Source organism: Prochlorococcus marinus XMU1419 (genome assembly GCF_017695955.1).
Classification (GTDB): domain Bacteria; phylum Cyanobacteriota; class Cyanobacteriia; order PCC-6307; family Cyanobiaceae; genus Prochlorococcus_A; species Prochlorococcus_A marinus_AD.
The window spans coordinates 176,951-193,946 of sequence record NZ_JAAORO010000003.1; the positions used below are offsets into that span (position 1 = coordinate 176,951).

General features: G+C 32.6%; 22 protein-coding genes. 8 read left to right on the plus strand and 14 right to left on the minus strand.

The window, feature by feature from the left end; genetic code table 11:
* Positions 1 to 103: 103 nt before the first annotated feature.
* From ribD to HA151_RS07015, 3 genes are read right to left on the minus strand one after another with little or no spacing between them, the layout of a single operon-like run.
* Positions 104 to 1,198 (minus strand): bifunctional diaminohydroxyphosphoribosylaminopyrimidine deaminase/5-amino-6-(5-phosphoribosylamino)uracil reductase RibD, encoded by a 1,095-nt coding sequence (gene ribD, locus HA151_RS07005; RefSeq protein WP_209106766.1) that lies wholly within the window; start codon positions 1,196 to 1,198, stop codon positions 104 to 106.
* A gap of 15 nt (positions 1,199 to 1,213) precedes the next feature.
* Positions 1,214 to 1,714: a DUF3122 domain-containing protein gene (locus HA151_RS07010; protein WP_209106767.1), complete on the minus strand. Its 501-nt coding sequence runs from the start codon at positions 1,712 to 1,714 to the stop codon at positions 1,214 to 1,216.
* Complete coding sequence (locus HA151_RS07015; RefSeq protein ID WP_209106768.1) at positions 1,689 to 1,940, minus strand: hypothetical protein; 252 nt, start codon at positions 1,938 to 1,940, stop codon at positions 1,689 to 1,691. The genes HA151_RS07010 and HA151_RS07015 overlap by 26 nt, the downstream gene beginning before the upstream one ends.
* Positions 1,941 to 2,022: 82 nt before the next feature.
* On the opposite strand from HA151_RS07015, the gene cbiE reads away from it, so the two are divergent.
* The gene (cbiE, locus tag HA151_RS07020) at positions 2,023 to 3,303 is read left to right on the plus strand and encodes a precorrin-6y C5,15-methyltransferase (decarboxylating) subunit CbiE (RefSeq protein ID WP_209106769.1); all 1,281 of its coding nucleotides are present in this window, start codon (positions 2,023 to 2,025) and stop codon (positions 3,301 to 3,303) included.
* 7 nt (positions 3,304 to 3,310) lie between these two features.
* On the opposite strand, the gene HA151_RS07025 is transcribed toward cbiE, so the two are convergent.
* Positions 3,311 to 4,219: an NAD(+) kinase gene (locus HA151_RS07025; RefSeq protein ID WP_209106770.1), complete on the minus strand. Its 909-nt coding sequence runs from the start codon at positions 4,217 to 4,219 to the stop codon at positions 3,311 to 3,313.
* 71 nt (positions 4,220 to 4,290) lie between these two features.
* Positions 4,291 to 5,298: a phenylalanine--tRNA ligase subunit alpha gene (pheS, locus tag HA151_RS07030; RefSeq protein WP_209106771.1), complete on the minus strand. Its 1,008-nt coding sequence runs from the start codon at positions 5,296 to 5,298 to the stop codon at positions 4,291 to 4,293.
* A gap of 68 nt (positions 5,299 to 5,366) precedes the next feature.
* On the opposite strand from pheS, the gene surE reads away from it, so the two are divergent.
* A complete protein-coding gene (surE, locus tag HA151_RS07035; protein ID WP_209106772.1) occupies positions 5,367 to 6,176 on the plus strand; it encodes a 5'/3'-nucleotidase SurE in 810 nt (269 codons plus the stop codon).
* Here the strand turns inward: surE and HA151_RS07040 are convergent.
* On the minus strand, positions 6,156 to 6,689 hold the full coding sequence (locus HA151_RS07040) for a DUF3611 family protein (protein ID WP_011818891.1): 534 nt from the start codon (positions 6,687 to 6,689) through the stop codon (positions 6,156 to 6,158). The two genes, surE and HA151_RS07040, sit on opposite strands and share 21 nt — an antisense overlap.
* A 68-nt stretch (positions 6,690 to 6,757) precedes the next feature.
* Between HA151_RS07040 and HA151_RS07045 the strand changes: the two genes are divergently transcribed.
* The 5 genes from HA151_RS07045 (at position 6,758) to HA151_RS09350 (ending at position 9,422) form a co-directional block, all read left to right on the plus strand.
* The gene (locus tag HA151_RS07045) at positions 6,758 to 7,681 is read left to right on the plus strand and encodes a bifunctional riboflavin kinase/FAD synthetase (protein WP_209106773.1); all 924 of its coding nucleotides are present in this window, start codon (positions 6,758 to 6,760) and stop codon (positions 7,679 to 7,681) included.
* 7 nt (positions 7,682 to 7,688) lie between these two features.
* Positions 7,689 to 8,744, plus strand: a complete 1,056-nt coding sequence (locus HA151_RS07050) for a thiamine phosphate synthase (RefSeq protein WP_209106774.1) — start codon at positions 7,689 to 7,691, stop codon at positions 8,742 to 8,744.
* Complete coding sequence (gene thiS, locus HA151_RS07055; RefSeq protein ID WP_209106775.1) at positions 8,734 to 8,943, plus strand: sulfur carrier protein ThiS; 210 nt, start codon at positions 8,734 to 8,736, stop codon at positions 8,941 to 8,943. The genes HA151_RS07050 and thiS overlap by 11 nt, the downstream gene beginning before the upstream one ends.
* Positions 8,944 to 9,055: 112 nt before the next feature.
* Complete coding sequence (locus tag HA151_RS07060) at positions 9,056 to 9,223, plus strand: hypothetical protein (RefSeq protein WP_209106776.1); 168 nt, start codon at positions 9,056 to 9,058, stop codon at positions 9,221 to 9,223.
* Between the two features lie 67 nt (positions 9,224 to 9,290).
* On the plus strand, positions 9,291 to 9,422 hold the full coding sequence (locus HA151_RS09350) for a hypothetical protein (protein WP_257473226.1): 132 nt from the start codon (positions 9,291 to 9,293) through the stop codon (positions 9,420 to 9,422).
* 5 nt (positions 9,423 to 9,427) lie between these two features.
* Here the strand turns inward: HA151_RS09350 and larB are convergent, their stop codons facing one another.
* Genes larB through era form a run of 4 tightly spaced genes read right to left on the minus strand, consistent with a single transcriptional unit; the run spans position 9,428 to position 12,656 of the window.
* The gene (larB, locus tag HA151_RS07065) at positions 9,428 to 10,084 is read right to left on the minus strand and encodes a nickel pincer cofactor biosynthesis protein LarB (protein ID WP_209106777.1); all 657 of its coding nucleotides are present in this window, start codon (positions 10,082 to 10,084) and stop codon (positions 9,428 to 9,430) included.
* Positions 10,081 to 10,527 (minus strand): TIGR03792 family protein, encoded by a 447-nt coding sequence (locus HA151_RS07070; protein ID WP_209106778.1) that lies wholly within the window; start codon positions 10,525 to 10,527, stop codon positions 10,081 to 10,083. Before HA151_RS07070 ends, larB begins: the two co-directional genes overlap by 4 nt.
* Positions 10,524 to 11,744, minus strand: coding sequence for a tRNA (guanosine(37)-N1)-methyltransferase TrmD (trmD, locus tag HA151_RS07075; RefSeq protein ID WP_209106779.1), 1,221 nt, complete (start codon positions 11,742 to 11,744; stop codon positions 10,524 to 10,526). Before trmD ends, HA151_RS07070 begins: the two co-directional genes overlap by 4 nt.
* A complete protein-coding gene (era, locus tag HA151_RS07080) occupies positions 11,745 to 12,656 on the minus strand; it encodes a GTPase Era (protein WP_209106780.1) in 912 nt (303 codons plus the stop codon). It abuts the gene before it with no gap.
* A gap of 38 nt (positions 12,657 to 12,694) precedes the next feature.
* Here era and HA151_RS07085 point away from each other — a divergent pair, with 38 nt between their 5' ends.
* Positions 12,695 to 13,222, plus strand: a complete 528-nt coding sequence (locus HA151_RS07085; protein WP_209106781.1) for a hypothetical protein — start codon at positions 12,695 to 12,697, stop codon at positions 13,220 to 13,222.
* 52 nt (positions 13,223 to 13,274) lie between these two features.
* On the opposite strand, the gene HA151_RS07090 is transcribed toward HA151_RS07085, so the two are convergent.
* The 4 genes from HA151_RS07090 to ffh form a co-directional block, all read right to left on the minus strand.
* Positions 13,275 to 14,012, minus strand: a complete 738-nt coding sequence (locus HA151_RS07090) for a Bax inhibitor-1/YccA family protein (protein ID WP_209106782.1) — start codon at positions 14,010 to 14,012, stop codon at positions 13,275 to 13,277.
* A gap of 75 nt (positions 14,013 to 14,087) precedes the next feature.
* On the minus strand, positions 14,088 to 15,044 hold the full coding sequence (locus HA151_RS07095; RefSeq protein WP_209106783.1) for a PhoH family protein: 957 nt from the start codon (positions 15,042 to 15,044) through the stop codon (positions 14,088 to 14,090).
* A 30-nt stretch (positions 15,045 to 15,074) separates the two neighbouring features.
* Positions 15,075 to 15,440, minus strand: coding sequence for a 30S ribosomal protein S16 (rpsP, locus tag HA151_RS07100; protein ID WP_209106784.1), 366 nt, complete (start codon positions 15,438 to 15,440; stop codon positions 15,075 to 15,077).
* 54 nt (positions 15,441 to 15,494) lie between these two features.
* Positions 15,495 to 16,982, minus strand: coding sequence for a signal recognition particle protein (gene ffh, locus HA151_RS07105; protein ID WP_209106785.1), 1,488 nt, complete (start codon positions 16,980 to 16,982; stop codon positions 15,495 to 15,497).
* Positions 16,983 to 16,996 lie beyond the last annotated feature (14 nt).

Genomic DNA, 16,996 nt, shown 5'->3' on the forward strand with positions numbered 1-16,996 from the left:
AATTTTGAACTTATTATAAACTAAACGAAGAGTTTCCGTATCTGTATAATTTTTTTTGGGTAAGAACCGTACGGTATTTGACCCCATAAAATTACAATTAAAATTATTTTTTAAAAGAACTCTTTATGCATATATCACTGCCAAACAAACTAACCTTAGAATCACTTAATTTAATAACTTCATCCATTTCTCTAAATTCAAAATCACCAAATGGATTCATACTATTTTCTCCACCTAAAATTTTTGGAGCTATAAAAGTAATAATTTCCTGAATACAGTTAGACTTAATCGCAGCTGTAGCTAATCTGGGGCCACATTCCCAAAGAACTTTATTACAACCTCTTTTAGCAAGTATCTTTGAAATTAACTCTGGATTATCTGATGATACCTTTTCAACCTCAACACATTTTGGAATCCTTGCGAGGTAGCTTTCATTTGCTGTAGAAGAATCATATATAAGTAAAGTTTTTGCCTTATCACAATCCCAAAGATTAGATTTTGAAGGAAGATCTAAACTTTTTGTGAAAACAACTCGCAAAGGCTCAGGATTTATTTTACCTCTGGTAGTCAAAATTGGATTGTCTTTTCTTAATGTGTTGCCACCAATAATTATTGCATCAAATTCTGCTCTAAAAGAATGAACTGATGACCTTGATTTTGTATTTGTAATCCATTTACTATTACCATTTTTCAAGCCTATCCTGCCATCAATACTCATAGCCCATTTGAGAACACCAAATGCTTTTTTAGCAATATTCCTATAAATAAAATCCTTATTTAAATCTAAGGATTCTTTTTTACATAATCCGACATGAACTTGAATTCCTGCTTCTTTTAATAGTTTAATACCTTTCCCAGAAACTCTTTTATCAGGATCTTGAATAGATATATAAACCTTTCTAATCCCTGAAGATATTACCTTATCTACACATGGAGGAGTTTTACCTTGATGGCAGCAAGGTTCAAGATTTACATACATAGAACCTTCTTTAGCATCTTTTTTTAAATTATTAAAAGCCATTGCCTCAGCATGGGGCATGCCAGCCTTGTGATGAAAGCCTTCTGAAATAAGATTTCCATCCTTATCGAGTATCACTGCTCCCACTCTAGGGTTAGGACTTGTTGTATTTTTTCCTAAAGAAGCCAAAAAAATTGCTCTTTTCATCCATTTTGTGTGATTTACGTTTTTTTCAGACATCTCCAGAAATTAAATTCAGCTTATTGATCTCCACTCCTTAACAACAAAGGGGGGGACAGGCAACTCAGAAAAAACTCCTGACAAAGATAATCTTAATGGCCTATTTTTATCTAAATTTTTAATTAATTCATCAAGATCAAATTCTGCAGCAGCTTGTCTTCTATCATTTGCTAATTCCACATTAAGTAATGTTTTATCATCTAAAAGCCACTGTTTTCTTCCTGATTCAACCCTTAACTCAGTCGGATGGTCAATCCTAAGATTTCCTGGATAACCTATTACTCTCAAGATCAATTTATCTGCAAAAAGAGGTGATTTATAGGCTACTAATTGCCAAGTTTCAAAGTCCAAGTCTCTTAAAAACTCACTACTAGCATAGATTAATTCCCCATTTATTTCTGTTTCTGCTACTTCTGCGCATACTTTTGTTGGATTAAAAGTAAATGATAGTAGCAAAAGTAAAGGTAATAATCCTTTAAAAAAAATATTATTATTTAATTTTGTAATTTTCTTCATTTTCAGAATCCATCAGAGCGTCTAGAGTTACAGCTGTTCTTACAATAGCTTGATACCTTTTGATTATTTTACGATTTTTTTCTATAACTCGAGATAAATTTAAAGTGTCTTTTTCAGAATAACTAGATGTTAAATCGCCAGAATCTTCTTCAATTAATTCAAATTCATTATCTTTATTTATTAGAGTTAACAATAAATCATGTAACCTCTTTCTCCTTTCAGACAATTAATTTACTATTATCACTCGAACAATAATAAGATAATTTAATAAAACAATCAAACAGTTAGTTCCTTTTCAATAAATATTGATGACTGCAGTTAATAGAAAAATTCATGTAATAGGTATTAATTCATATGCATTTGAAGATCTACCTTCCAAATTACAAGATTTATTTATAAAGACAGGAAATATTGCAGTACCTAATGCATACTTCGAAAAAATTAAATCATGGAGCGAAAATAATTTCGGACAAAACAAATTATATTTTTCTAGCCAAAGTAATAACGAACTTATTGAGTGGCTTAGATCTAAAAAAACTGATGTTATTTTAATTTCAAGAGGAGATCCACTTTGGTTTGGAATTGGGAGAATACTTCTAGAAAATTTCACAAAAGATGAGTTAAGTTTCTATCCTTCAAATACTTGTATTCAGTTGGCATTTAGTAAGTTAAAGATCCCTTGGCAAGATGTTATTAATGTAAGTATTCATGGGAGAGACTCAACTAAGTTAGTTGAGGCTCTAAAAACTAAGCCTTCAAGTTTGGCAATTATCACTGATTCAAAAAACAAAAGTTTAGAAGTAATCAAAAAAAACTTATTAGAATTAAATTTGATTGACTACTATAATTTTTGGCTCTGTGAAGAGATAGGATTTGACAATGAAAATATAAGAAAATTAAATCTTAAAGATCCATTGCCGTCTAATATATCAAGTTTGAACATTGTTGTTCTTACAAAAACAAAGAAAAATAACCCAAATAATAATCCTCCTCTTTTCGGAATAAGTGACCATTTTTTTAAAACTTTTGATGATAGACCAAATTTATTAACTAAAAGGGAGGTTCGCGTTCAAATATTAGCTGATTTAGAGCTCCCTAAAAATGGTGTCATCTGGGATATAGGAGCAGGTTGTGGATCAATAGGTTTGGAAGCATTAAAATTAAGGCCTAATTTAGATTTATTTTCTATCGATAAAAGGATTGGCTCAAAAGCTTTAATAATAGAAAACTCAAAAAGGCTTGGCGTTAAACCAAAATTTATTTTTGAGGAAGACATAAATAATATATTGAAAACGAGAAATTTAAGTTCTTTTGACAAGCCTAATAGATTAGTCATTGGAGGATGTGATAAAAAGACTAAACTTCAAATTATTAATAACTTGTCTCAGGTTATGAGTATTGGAGATATTGTAGTTGTCCCAATTATTGACATTCAAATTATTAAAGAATTGAAAGAGGAATTAGAAAATAAGAATTTCAAAACAAATTTAAATTTAATTCAAACATATAAAAGCTTAAGTATCGCTGATGGAATGAGATTAGAACCAAATAATCCTGTTTTTTTATTAAAAGGGAAAAAATATATTTGAATAATCATTATTTGTTAGGTTTTGCCACATGGGGCAAACCCCAACCTAGTTTATTTCTTAATACTTGGAAAAATTCATGATCTTCAAGTCTTATAAACTTTACTGAGTGCTTACTTTTTCTTATTAAAACTCTATCTTCAGGCCAAACATAACAACCAGCATTTCCGTCAACAACCATTACCAATCTTTCAGGAGTTGCTGGAAAAACAGTTACTGGTTCTGAATCATTAAAAACCAATGCCCTAGACGCCAATGAATGGGGAGCAATTGGAGTTAATTGCACGACTGGGCAATCAGGTGTAATAACTGGTCCTCCTGCACTCAACGAATATGCAGTAGAACCAGTTGGAGTAGACAAAATTACTCCATCAGCTGAGATATCCACAGGCGCATGTCGCCCTATAGAAATCTCAAAATGGCACATGCTAGTCAGAGGTTCTCTATGAAGAGCCATCTCATTAAGACAGAGAGACTCCCATCTCCTCTGATCATTCCTCATTACGCTAATAATAAAGCAAGTTCTTTCTTCAATATCCCAACTACCTGCAATGATTTTATCTATTGCTTCATCAAGATTTGATAAATAAGCTTCTGCAAGAAAACCTAAATGTCCAGTATTTATTGTGAGGATTGGAATTTTAGCAGGTGCTGTTTGCCTTGCAGCAGAAAGTACAGTTCCATCTCCGCCAAGAACAATTGCAAATTCCATTTCCGAGTCAAACCCATCGGGAACACAGTTTGTATATCCCAAAGGACGAACATGTTGATCAGGATTGGCGAATCCAACCATTCCGCCAGAGCTACTAACCCTTAAAACTTCATAATTGGATTTTTCCAATTTTTTCTGAACAGAACTTGCAGTTTGAACCGCAAGTTCTTTCCCATCATTAACTATTAGCCCTGCTTTACGTACCAATCAAAAAACTAAACCTATGACTATCTTAAACTAATTTGCTAGACAATCATAATTTAAAATTTCAATTTTATTTAGAACTGTTCTAAGAATCTAAGATCATTTGTATAAAATTTTCTGATGTCGTCAATCTGATGTCTTACCATACAAAATCTTTCAACTCCTAATCCAGCAGCGAATCCGGTCCATTTCTCAGAATCTATTCCTAATTTTTCTAAGACCTTCGGATCTACCATTCCACATCCCATTACTTCTAACCATTTACCTTTCCATTGAACATCTACTTCTGCCGAAGGTTCAGTAAATGGGAAATAACTAGCTCTAAATCTTACAGGAATATCTCCAAAAAAGGTCTTTAAAAATGTAAGAACTGTTCCTCTTAAATGACTAAAGTTGATATCTTGATCGATACATAAAACCTCAACCTGATTAAATACAGGGGAATGAGTAGCATCTACAGCATCTCTCCTATAAACTCTTCCTGGGGCAATAATTCTTACTGGAGGAGGGTTTTTCTCTAAGTACCTTATCTGAACAGGAGAAGTGTGAGTCCTCAAAAGTCGATTTTCATCTAAGTAGAAAGTATCTTGCATATCTCTTGCGGGATGATTTTTGGGTATATTGAGAGATTCAAAATTATAAAAATCAGTTTCTATTTCAGGGCCACTTTCAACTGAGTATCCTAAACCACAAAAAATATCAATTATTTCATCTTGAGTTGAAATTAAAGGATGTTTATTTCCAGGGGGTGTTCCAATTGAAGGGATAGTTACATCAATTTTTTCTGTTTTAATCTTTTTATTTAAGGCTTCACTATGTAGTTGATTTTTTCTTTCAGTTATCAATTCTTGCAAATTTATCTTTACTAAATTTGCCTTCTGACCAACAATTGGCCTATCAGTAGCCGATAATTGACCCATGGTTTTCAGGATAATTGACAAATCACCTTTTTTTCCAAGAAGGGATACTCTTAATTGATCCAATTCTTCATGAGTATTAACATTATTTATATTAATTGTTGCTGTTAGAGAAAGATTATTTAGTTTTTCCTCAATTTGACTTAATGATTCAATCTGACTCACTGATATAGTAAAAATAAGTATTGCTTTATCTTACTTAAATATCGTCCATAAATAAAATTTATTGATTAATGAAACCATTGAATATATTAATTAGCAATGATGATGGTGTTTTTGCAGCGGGATTAAGAGCTTTAGCAAAATCAGCACAAAAAAGAGGACATAAGGTAAAAGTAGTATGCCCTGACCAAGAAAGATCAGCAACTGGCCATGGTCTTACTTTACAATCTCCATTAAGAGTGGAAAGAGCGGACAAATTATTTGAAGAAGGAATTGAAGCTTGGGGATGTTCAGGTACACCTGCTGATTGCGTAAAATTAGCGCTATCTGAACTCTTGGATAATAAACCTGATCTAGTTCTTTCTGGAATAAACCACGGTCCCAATTTAGGTACAGATATTTTTTGTTCAGGCACTGTTGCTGCAGCAATGGAAGGCACATTAGAAAATGTACCCTCCATGGCGATAAGTGTGGCCAGTTTTAAATGGAAGAATTTTGAATTTGCAGGAGAAATTGCAATGAATATTGCCGAACAAGCCATTATGGATAGTTGGCCATCTTCACTTCTATTAAATTTGAATATCCCCCCTTGCGATAAAAGCAAAATAAAAGAATTATCCTGGACAAGATTATCAGTAAGAAAATATAAAAATCAATTTTCCAAAAGAGAAGATCCGAGGGGTAATGATTATTATTGGTTAGCAGGTGAGGTAGTTTTAGATCTTAAATCAAAAGGTTATGGTCCTAAGAATTGGCCTAGTGATGTATCTCAAATACAAGATAATAAAATATCACTTACACCTGTAGAACCAGATTTATTTTGGCGGGGTAATTTAGAAGACTTACCCAAAATTAATAATTTATTTGTAAATCCTTCTTAAAAGCCATAAAGAAAAGCAGAGTCCAAAAAAATGAGCCGCAATAACTTGTGTATTACTCAGAACTGATAATATTTCAAGTCCAGTAATCGGGATATCAGATGTCGCTGTTATCAATTGTCCAGTCGTCTGTGAGGATGCTTGTATAAATAGGGCACCCATAAGAGCTTGATATCCAATTAATCCAAACAAAATTCCTAATAAATCAACTATTAGGCCTCTTTTTATTAATTTACTTGTTTGTCCTCTTGAAGGTCTTGCATTGCTTGCGATTGCTCTTCCTGTTCTAACTATTAACCAACCTTGCCAAAGACTAAAAAGTAGTAAAATCAAAGATATTGTTGTAAGTGATAGACCAGGTGCTAAGCCAAGCTGTCCTTCGCTATTATTTACAACATTTGAAAAAAGCAAAACAGCTGCAACAACAACACCTAAAATGGATTGAACCCAAAAGCGTATCCATCCAATGCGCCGCATTCCAAATGAAAGGGACTGAAAATCAATTTTGTCAGACATTCATTTGATTGAATAAACTATAATCTATTCAAATTTGCCATCAAAATCATAAAATTGCACGTATTCTTTTGATCTCTTTAATATCGCCATCTGAAGTTAAAAATCCTACTTCAATAGCTATTGGAAGTTTTGATGGTCTACATGCTGGCCACAGAAAATTAATAAAAAGTGTAGTTGAAGAAAATCAATATGCTCCAACAATTGCCAGCTTCTGGCCTCATCCCAGAGAAATTCTATACAAAGAAACGCGTCTTAGACTTGATCTTCCTTATGAAAAACTACCCATTCTAGAAGATCTAGGGATTGAACAATTAGTTCTTATTCCTTTTGATAAGGAACTATCCAAATTAAGTGCAGAAATGTTTGTAAAAGATATTTTAATAAATCAACTACAAGCTAAAAACATTTCTGTAGGTGCTAATTTTAAATTTGGTTTTAAAAGAAGTGGAGATATAAATACTATAAAAAATACAATTAAAGATACGGACATAAATTTAAAAATTACTCCCATTTTAGAAGACAAAGAAGGAAGAATCAGCAGCAGCAGGATAAGAGATTTATTAGAGAAAAGTGATCTGAAAAATGCTTTCAAAATGCTTAAAAGGCCTTATAGTTTTAATGGAAAGGTTGTGAAAGGTAAAGGGCTTGGGAAAAGCATAGGATGGCCTACCGCAAATCTTGAAATAGATGGCAGAAAATTTTTACCTGGAGAAGGAGTCTACGCAGCTTGGACAACTATAGAAAATTCCAACCAAAAAATTGAATCTGTCATGAATCTTGGCCCTCAACCAACTATAAATCCTTTATTGCCATCTGCAGTTGAAGTTCATTTAATTAATAAAGATATCGATCTATATGGTTTAAATCTATCTGTAGAACCACTTGAAAAGCTTAGGTCTCAAATCCAGTTCAAAAATATAGATCAACTTTCTAATCAAATTAAAAAAGATAGAGATAATGCCCTGCAAATTTTTAAACCCGACAAAAAATAAGTTACAAATGCTGAATTTCAATACTACAAACAATGAAGATTTAAGAAATTATCAAATTATTGACGCCAATCTAGACAGAGCTAGAGAGGGATTACGAGTACTGGAGGATTGGGCTAGATTTGGTCTAGGCAAAGAAAAATATGTTAAGAAGATTAAAAATTTTAGACAAATTTTAGGGAAAAATCATCTAGAAGTTTATAAACAATCTAGAAATCATATTAATGATAAATGCAAAGGATTGACCCATAAAGAGCAATTCAACAGAAATACCTCTGACCAAATTATAAGTTCTAATTCAGGCAGAGTTCAAGAAGCATTAAGAGTCATAGAAGAATTCTCAAGGCTACATAATCATGAGCTTTCAAAAATCGCGTCGGAAATTAGATATGAAATTTATACTATAGAAATAGACTTATTAAATTTAAGCAGTTGTAAGAATTCTGAAAAAATACTAAAAGAAAATGACTTATATGTAATCACAGATCAAAAGGCCAATTTATTAGAAATAATAGAAGAGATTTTAATTGCAGGAGTAAGAATCATTCAACATAGATTTAAAACAGGAAGTGATAAAGATAATCTTCAAGAAGCGATTAAGATTAAAAAACTATGTAAAAAATATAATGCTTTGTTCATCATTAATGATAGGTTGGATATAGCTCTTGCTTCTAATGCGGATGGAATTCATCTTGGAAAAGATGATTTAGACTTAAAAACCGCAAGAAAATTATTAGGATATTCAAAAATAATTGGTATAAGCGCAAATAATAAAATTGATATTTCTAACGCCCTTAAAAAGGGTTGTGATTATATAGGAATAGGACCAGTATTTGAAACGACAACAAAAAAGAACAAAAAACCTATAGGTATTGAAAAGATCAAAACTTTAACAAAAGATTTAAATATTCCTTGGTTTGCTATCGGAGGAATTAATTCGAATAATATTTCATATTTAAAAAGACATGGTTTTAAAAAAGTTGCCTTAGTTTCCCAATTAATGAATTCTGAACATCCTAAAGAAGACGCTATTATGATTTTAAAAGAATTGTCTTATGAAAATTAAAGTAAATGGAGAAGAAAAAAAAATAAAACTTGATCAAGACAATGCTCTACTATCTAAAGCTCTAAATTTAATGGGATATAAACCCAACACAATAGTTGTAGAGTTAAATAATTTAATTATTAATTCCATAAATTGGGAAAAAGTAAAACTTAAAGATGGGGATAATTTAGAAATCGTTTCAATAGTGGGCGGTGGTTAAAAGATAAAATTTTTCCATATTAAAAATCTTCATAATTTTTTAAGTTTAGCCTTGAAACATTTACCAAATTTTTCTTTTTTTCGTTATATATTTTTATTACTTCAATAGAAAAATGAAAGAAAAAATTCATAGTAACTCTAGGTCCCTAAAATGGGAGCAAAATGGTGAGTTAGCACACAAAGACCTTAATGAATTAATTGAAAGATTAAAAAATGTAGAAAATGAACATACATCTTCTGAGCTTTCTAGATTAGGTACAAAATCAAACATAAAAGATTAAATTTGTTACTAAGGTCTTGTCTTTATAAAAATTTGTACCAAATTAAAGTTACTGAATATATAAATAAATGCCGAAAAGATTTCCAGAATGGGTAAATACAGAAGTCGTGGTAAAAGCAATCAAAATGAGAGAAGAAGGAATGCTTTCAAAACAGCTTAGTTTATGGATAGAAAACCTGCTAGAAATAGAAAAAAAGTGAATCAATCAGGAAATACTTTTAATAATTCTCAGAGCCGCCATTGCTGCTCCGTAACCATTATCTATATTCATAACTGCAATACCTGGAGAACAACTTGACAACATACTATTTAAAGCAGTTTCCCCATCCTTACTAACCCCATAACCGACTGAGACAGGCACTGCAATTATAGGTTGTGGCAATAATCCTCCCAAAACTGTTGCCAAGGCCCCTTCCATTCCAGCACAAACTATCAATACATTATATTTATTAATTTCTTCTAACTGACTCATTAATCGATGAAGTCCTGCTACTCCAACATCTATAAAAGATTGACAATTCACTCCATATATTTCAAGAGCTAATTGTGCTTCAAGAGTTACGGCTAAATCACTTGACCCTCCTGAAATTATGGCAACTTTTTTATTTGTATTTATTTTATTCAGATTTTTCCCAATTATAAGGCAATTTGCTTCTTCATAGAATCTTGCATAATCATACAAATCCAAAAGATAATTAGCCTTTTCACTATTTATCCTAGTAATGAAAACAACCTCATTTTTACTTAATACACTTTCAGATAATCTTTTTAATTGGTCAATACTCTTGTCTTGCCCCCAAATAGCCTCAATGAGTCCAAGCCTCTCTCTTCTTTGAAAATCAAACTTGATATCAAAATTCATCTTTGCTTATCTAACTCTCCCTCATAAATTAATTTAAAAGGATTTTCTCCTACATTTAAAGCAGCTTTAACATTATCTTCAAATTTTTGTTGGACTACATTTACTTCTGACATTGGAATGCTTTTCCATAATTTTTTACTTTTCCAATTTACCAATATTAAAGCTTCTTCTTTTTCTTTATCCCAAAATAATTGTCTCCCCAAAAAACCATCTTGAGAAGATAACCATGGCTCCCATATTTCTTTTTCAGCATTCAACCATGCTTCTCTTACACCAGCAGGGACTTTAAGTCTTAATTCCTCAATGACCATTTCACCTTGATAACTATTCATAGTATGAGCTTTTAAATTGGGAACATCAGGTTGAAAAATTAAAACTACTAAGCATATTAAAACTAAACAAAATCTTTGAATTTTTTTTTTCAAATTTAAATTTAATGTCATTTTTTCTCAAGTAGTACAACTGAATGGCAACTTATACCCTCTTCTCTCCCTTCTGGACCTAATTTTTCATTGGTAGTTGCTTTAATACCAATTAAATTTTCATCAATATTTAAGATCTCAGAAATATTTTTTTTCATTTGTTTTATATAAGGCAACATTTTTGGCCTTTCAGCAACAAGAACACTATCAATATTATTTATTTCCCAACCATCTTGTCTTATCAAGTCAATTACTTTTGATAACAAAAACAAACTATCAGCATTTTTCCATTTTTCATCTGATGGGGGGAAATACTTTCCAATGTCTCCCAACGAAAGTGAACCCAATAATGCATCCATTATCGAGTGAATTAAAACATCAGCATCACTATGACCATCCAAACCTAGATTTTCGGGATGATATAAGGTTACACCTCCAATAATTAAAGCTCTATCTTCTACAAGTTTATGAATATCGTATCCATTTCCTATTCTAAATTTCATCAATTGATTATATTCTTTTATTATTCTCTTACTTTGTGGGGATTTTTTGTAGTTTTCATTTGAAATCAAGTCACTTCTTCTCTCCAATGTTCTTTCAATACTTTTTCGTCTTCTCCACGATTTAATCTCTTCATGATTACCGCTTACTAAAATATCTGGCACTTTCATATCTTTAAAGGTTAATGGCCTCGTATATTGAGGATATTCCAAAAAAGGAGAATTATGACTCTCATCCACTAAGGAGTCTGGATCACCAAGAGTTCCTGGCAATAATCTAGTCAAACCATTAATTATTGAGATAGCGGGTATTTCACCCCCAGAAAGTATGTAATCGCCTATTGATATCTCTTCATCAGCTAAACATCTAATCCTCTCATCAAATCCTTCATATTGACCACAAATAATTATTATTTGATTCAAAGTGGACCATCTCGCAAGATCTTTTTGCTTTAAGACTTTACCCTGAGGGGTCATTAACAAAGTTTTACTTTTAGGTGATTTTCTAATTGATTCATATGCTTTATAAATAGGTTCAGGTTTTAGTACCATTCCTGCCCCTCCGCCATAAGGCTTATCATCTACTTGTCTGTAAGAACCTTCACCATATTCTCTTAAATCATGTAAATTTACATTGATCAAATTCTTATCTAGAGCTCTTGTTATGACCCCTGAATTATTTATTACTTCAAAAGCTTTAGGGAACAATGTAATTACATCAAAATTAAAACTACTCATCTAGAGATCTTCCTCATAACCAAACTCAATTAACCTCGATTCTTTTTTTCTCCAATTTGGAACAACTTTCACAAACAACTCTAGATGAACTGGACCACCAATCAATTTTGACATATTTGATCTTGCTGACTGACCAATAATTTTCAACATTGAACCTTTCTTTCCAATAAGAATACCTTTTTGAGTTGATCTTTCAACAATAATAGTAGCCAAGATAGCGGTAAAACTTTTGCTATTTTTTCTTTTCATTTCCTCTATCTTTTCTATCTTTACTGCAACACTATGCGGTACTTCTTCTCTTGTATTTATTAATACCTGCTCTCTTACTAAATCAGATAATAAATTATCTAATGGCTGGTCGCATATCATCTCTTCGCTGTAAAGTTTTGGTCCTTCTGGAAGAAAATTAATTGCCATCTCGACTAATTCAGAACAACCTTCTCCTTGAGAAGCACTTACAATTTGAAAGTTTCTTGTAATTCCAAAAAATCTTCTATATTGATCTAATCGTAAATTCTTAAATGCTTTATCAACCAAATCCCACTTATTCAATGCAACAATAAATTCAGTTTTATTTGCGATTAGAAAGTTCAAAATATATTCATCTCCCCTACCAGGTTCTTCACTTGAATCAATTACAAAAATTACCATATCAACTCCATTAATTGCAGATTTTGCGTTTTTTACTAATATCTCTCCAAGTCGATGATGAGGTTTATGAACACCTGGCGTATCAACAAAAATTATTTGCCCATTGTCTTTAGTAAGTATTCCTTTTAATTTATTTCTAGTAGTTTGCGCTATTGGAGAAGTAATTGTTATTTTTTCTCCAATCAATTTATTTATTAAAGTAGATTTACCGACGTTTGGCCTTCCTAGTAAAGTTACAAACCCAGATCTATAATTAGCCAAAGACTTTTAATGCATCAATAATAAAATTCTGATCAAAAATGAAAAAAAAAACCATAAATTTAAAAAAAGCTTCTTTCACGCAAGCAATAAACATATCCGCACAATGGTGCAAAGAGTGGGGTGAAGATTTACTTAGCGAGGAGGTTTTAGCAGATAGAATCGCAGAGCTAACTAAAACAAGAAATGGACTCAGAGGATTTTTTGCATACGCTTTATCAGATAAAGATTGTTTTTTGTTAGATAAACTTCCTTTTTCACTAATCTACAAATTGAACGAAGGTGGTGATGCTGTAACAGACATAGTAGTAAAAAATTTGATAATGAGTTCTGCTCAAATTATTATTCATCGAAGAGATAATAATCATGAATATGAGATAACATCGGAAAACATTTCAGATAGATGTAAGGCTATTTTAAGACTGTTAGAAACTAAGTCAGTTACAAAGTCTATCAATCAAGTCCTTAGAGACTTAGATGATATGGGCAATAGTTTTGATAATTCAGTAAAGTATGATTCCGAGCAAAAGGAATTTATAAAAAAACAAATTCTTGATATCGCCCAATAAAAAAGCGTAGAAACAAATCTACGCTTTGGGTTTAGTTATTTACGTAATGTGTTTAGTCTCTTCTTCCACCGCCTTGAAGTGCAATCATTAATCTCAATATAAAAACAAAAAGATTTATATAAGTTAAATACATACCTAAAGCCCCGGCAAGGTATTGATCATCATTATATCTTCTTGGCATTGTATAGAAATCAACAAATGACATTGCAACAAATAAGACCGTTCCAAATCCCGCAATTATCAATTCTAATCCAGAACCTCCAAAGACACCTGGAGCGAAAAATCCACCGATTAATTGGACAAACATTGCTATTAGCAGACCTATCAACCCAAGACCAACCACCCCACTTAGTGCTTGGCCAACGCTATCACTCATTCTTTGGCCAGTATAAGAGGCAATAACGAAAGTTATACCTGTAGCTAAGGCCGCTGTTCCAACAGAACCAATACCAATAGTTCCTATTGCTAAAGCAACTATTCCACTTAAGGTGAATCCAGTTAGCAAGCTAAAGCCTGTTAATAAAGGCAAAGCTTTCGCATTATTTGCATTGTTTGCAGCACTTGTGGCTATAAAAAACAAAATCAATTCTGCAATTAATGCAATTATTGAAAGAGGCTGGAAAAGCCCAGGATTTGTTGCTATGAGTGACACACCTGCTAAAACGCCTAAAGAAGTTAGAACCATACCTCCGCCTACGTAAGGTAAAGCTTTTTGAACAACATTAGGTCCAACAATTGAACTAGTTTGTGCTTCACGAATAGCTTGATTGAAATTACTACTTGCTGGCATTTTCTATTTTTTATATATAGCTTTATTCTACTCGATTTTTAAAATTTCAGGGTACGGATCTCCAGAGTTATATAGTTATTGATAAGCCTCAATAATTTTCTGGACTAAAGGATGACGAACTACATCTTCAACAGTTAAATAACAAAATTTTATGCCTTCAGTTTCAGAGAAAATTCTAGATGCTTCGATGAGGCCACTTTCCTGATCTTTTTTTAAATCAATTTGTGTAATATCTCCGTTTACAACCATTTTAGATCTATCACCCAATCTGGTTAAAAACATTCTCATTTGAGAGCAAGTAGTATTTTGTGCTTCATCTAGGATAACCATGGCGTTATCCAAAGTTCTGCCTCTCATAAATGCTAAAGGTGCAACTTCTATAATTCCCTTATCGATTAACGAATTTGTTCTATCTAACCCAAAAATACTATGTAAAGAATCAAATAGGGGTCTTAAATATGGATCTACTTTTTGTTGCAAATCACCAGGCAGAAATCCTAAACTTTCACCAGCTTCCACAGCTGGTCTGGTTAAAACAATTTTTTCAATTTTTTTCTCGTTCAATAATCTTGCCGCGCAAACAGTTGCTAAAAATGTTTTACCAGTTCCAGCTGGCCCAATCGCAAATGTAAGATCAAAGTTTTCAATTGATTCAACATATTCTTTTTGCCTTATAGTTCTTGGTCTTAAATATCTGCCTTCTTTGGAACGGGCAAGAACTTTTTTTCCAAGCTCAGCATGTGAAGATGACTCTCCAATATTTAGAGAACTTAAAGCCGCTTTAAGATCTACCTCTGGGACTTCTAACCCTTGTTCCCAAATTGGTCTTGTTAGTTCTACTAATGCTGATGCTCTCTCAATTTTAGATATAACACCGTTCATCTCAAGTTGTAAGCCTCTTATTGTTAAAGAAACTCCTGTTAAGGACTCAAACTTTTTTAAGAAAGAATTACCTGGGCCTGATAGTGCTGTAGCGGCATCAGAGCTTGGCAAGTCTATCGTGAAGTGACCAGTTTTGGAAACTTCCTTCATCTAGTTGTTGAATAAAAGTTTATCAAATCACTAGCTTTCAGCTTCATTACTCTCGCTTTCAGCTTTACTACTTTCAATTTCTTCGTCTTTAGTTTTAGCCTTAGCTAATTTTTCCTTCTCTAACTTTGCTTTGCCAATTGCGATAGAAGGCCTTTCTTTTTTTTCTAATAAGCCTCCCTTTTCTAATAAAGATCTCACTACATCCGTTGGCTGAGCACCCTGAGTAAGTCTTGTTCTTAAAGCTTCTGTATCAAGCCTGGTTTCCTTAGTTCTTGGGTTATAAAAACCTAATTCTTGTAAAGGTCTACCATCTCTCCTGGAAGTACTATTGCATGCAACAATTCTGAAACTTGCTTCTTTTTTCTTTCCAAAGCGCTTAAGGCGCAGTTTAATCATCTTAAATTAATGCGTTTTTAATAATAATATCATTGAAAGGTAAAAATTTAGAAACTATAAATCAGCAAACCCTTTTTTCTTCTTATTATTTTTTTGTTTTTTTATCGGTTTATTACCGCCCATTCCTGGCATTCCGCCCATTCCTGGCATTCCACCCATTCCTGGCATTCCGCCCATTCCTGGCATTCCGCCCATTCCTGGCATTCCGCCCATTCCTGGCATTCCACCCATTCCTGGCATTCCGCCGTTCGACATTTGTTTCATAAAGCCTCTCATTCTTTGAAAATCAGCTAATACTTTATCTACATCTTTAGCTTCATAACCGCTACCCTGAGCGATTCTTTGTCTTCTTGAAGGTTGTGCAGCAAGAACCTCAGGTTTTTGTTTTTCCTCAAGAGTCATTGAAGAGATCATAGATTCTATTTTCTTAAGTTGATCCTCTCCATCTTTTATCATCCCATCATCGATTTTATTCATTCCAGGAATCAATTTAATCAATCCACCAAGTGATCCCATCCTTTTAATTAATCTCATTTGCTTAACAAAATCATTAAAATCAAAAGTTGCTTCTTGAAGTTTCTTTTGCATCGCTTCTGCATCAGCAAGTTCAACTTCTTTTTGGGCTTTTTCAACAAGTGTTAATACATCGCCCATTCCTAAAATTCTGCTAGCCATTCTTTCTGGATGAAATGGTTGCAGTGCCTCTATTTTTTCACCTACACCAATAAATTTAATTGGTTTACCACTTATTTTTCTTATTGATAAAGCAGCACCTCCTCTTGAATCTCCATCCAACTTAGTTAATATCGCCCCTGAAATGCCTACTTTTTCATGAAATGACTTTGTTAAGTCTGCAGCTTCTTGCCCAATCATAGAATCAACAACAAGCAAAACTTCATCAGGATTAGAAACTTCTTTTATTCGAACCATTTCATTCATCATGGAATCATCAATTTGCAATCTTCCAGCGGTATCAATAATTATTGAATTAAAATCATTTTCACTAGCAAAATTCAATGCTTCCTTTGCTATCTCTTCTGGTTTTCTATTTTTTTCTTTAGCTGAAAAAACTTCCAAGTCATATTGACTTCCCAATGTTTTGAGCTGCTCTACAGCTGCTGGTCGATAAATATCTGCAGCAACCAAAAGAACTTTTTTATCTTTTTCCTTTAAATAAAGTCCTAATTTTCCTGTTGCAGTTGTTTTACCCGCTCCCTGAAGTCCAGCCATCAAAATGACAGTAGGACTATTCTCATTTTCATTTAATGGAGAATTTTCATTCCCCATAATATTAATCAATTCTTTATTTACAACTTCTATAAATTTTTGACCTGGGTTTACACCCCTAACTACTTCTTCTCCGATAGCTTTATCTTTAACATCTGAAACAAACTCTTTTACTACGGATAAACTGACATCAGCATCTAATAGTGCTTTTTTTACCTCTTTAAGGGCGTCGTTTATATTATTTTCGCTAATTTTTGCTTCGCCCCTTAAACCCTTTACTGCGTCTTCAAAGCGAGATGAGAGTTCATCAAACATTATTTAAAAGTAAT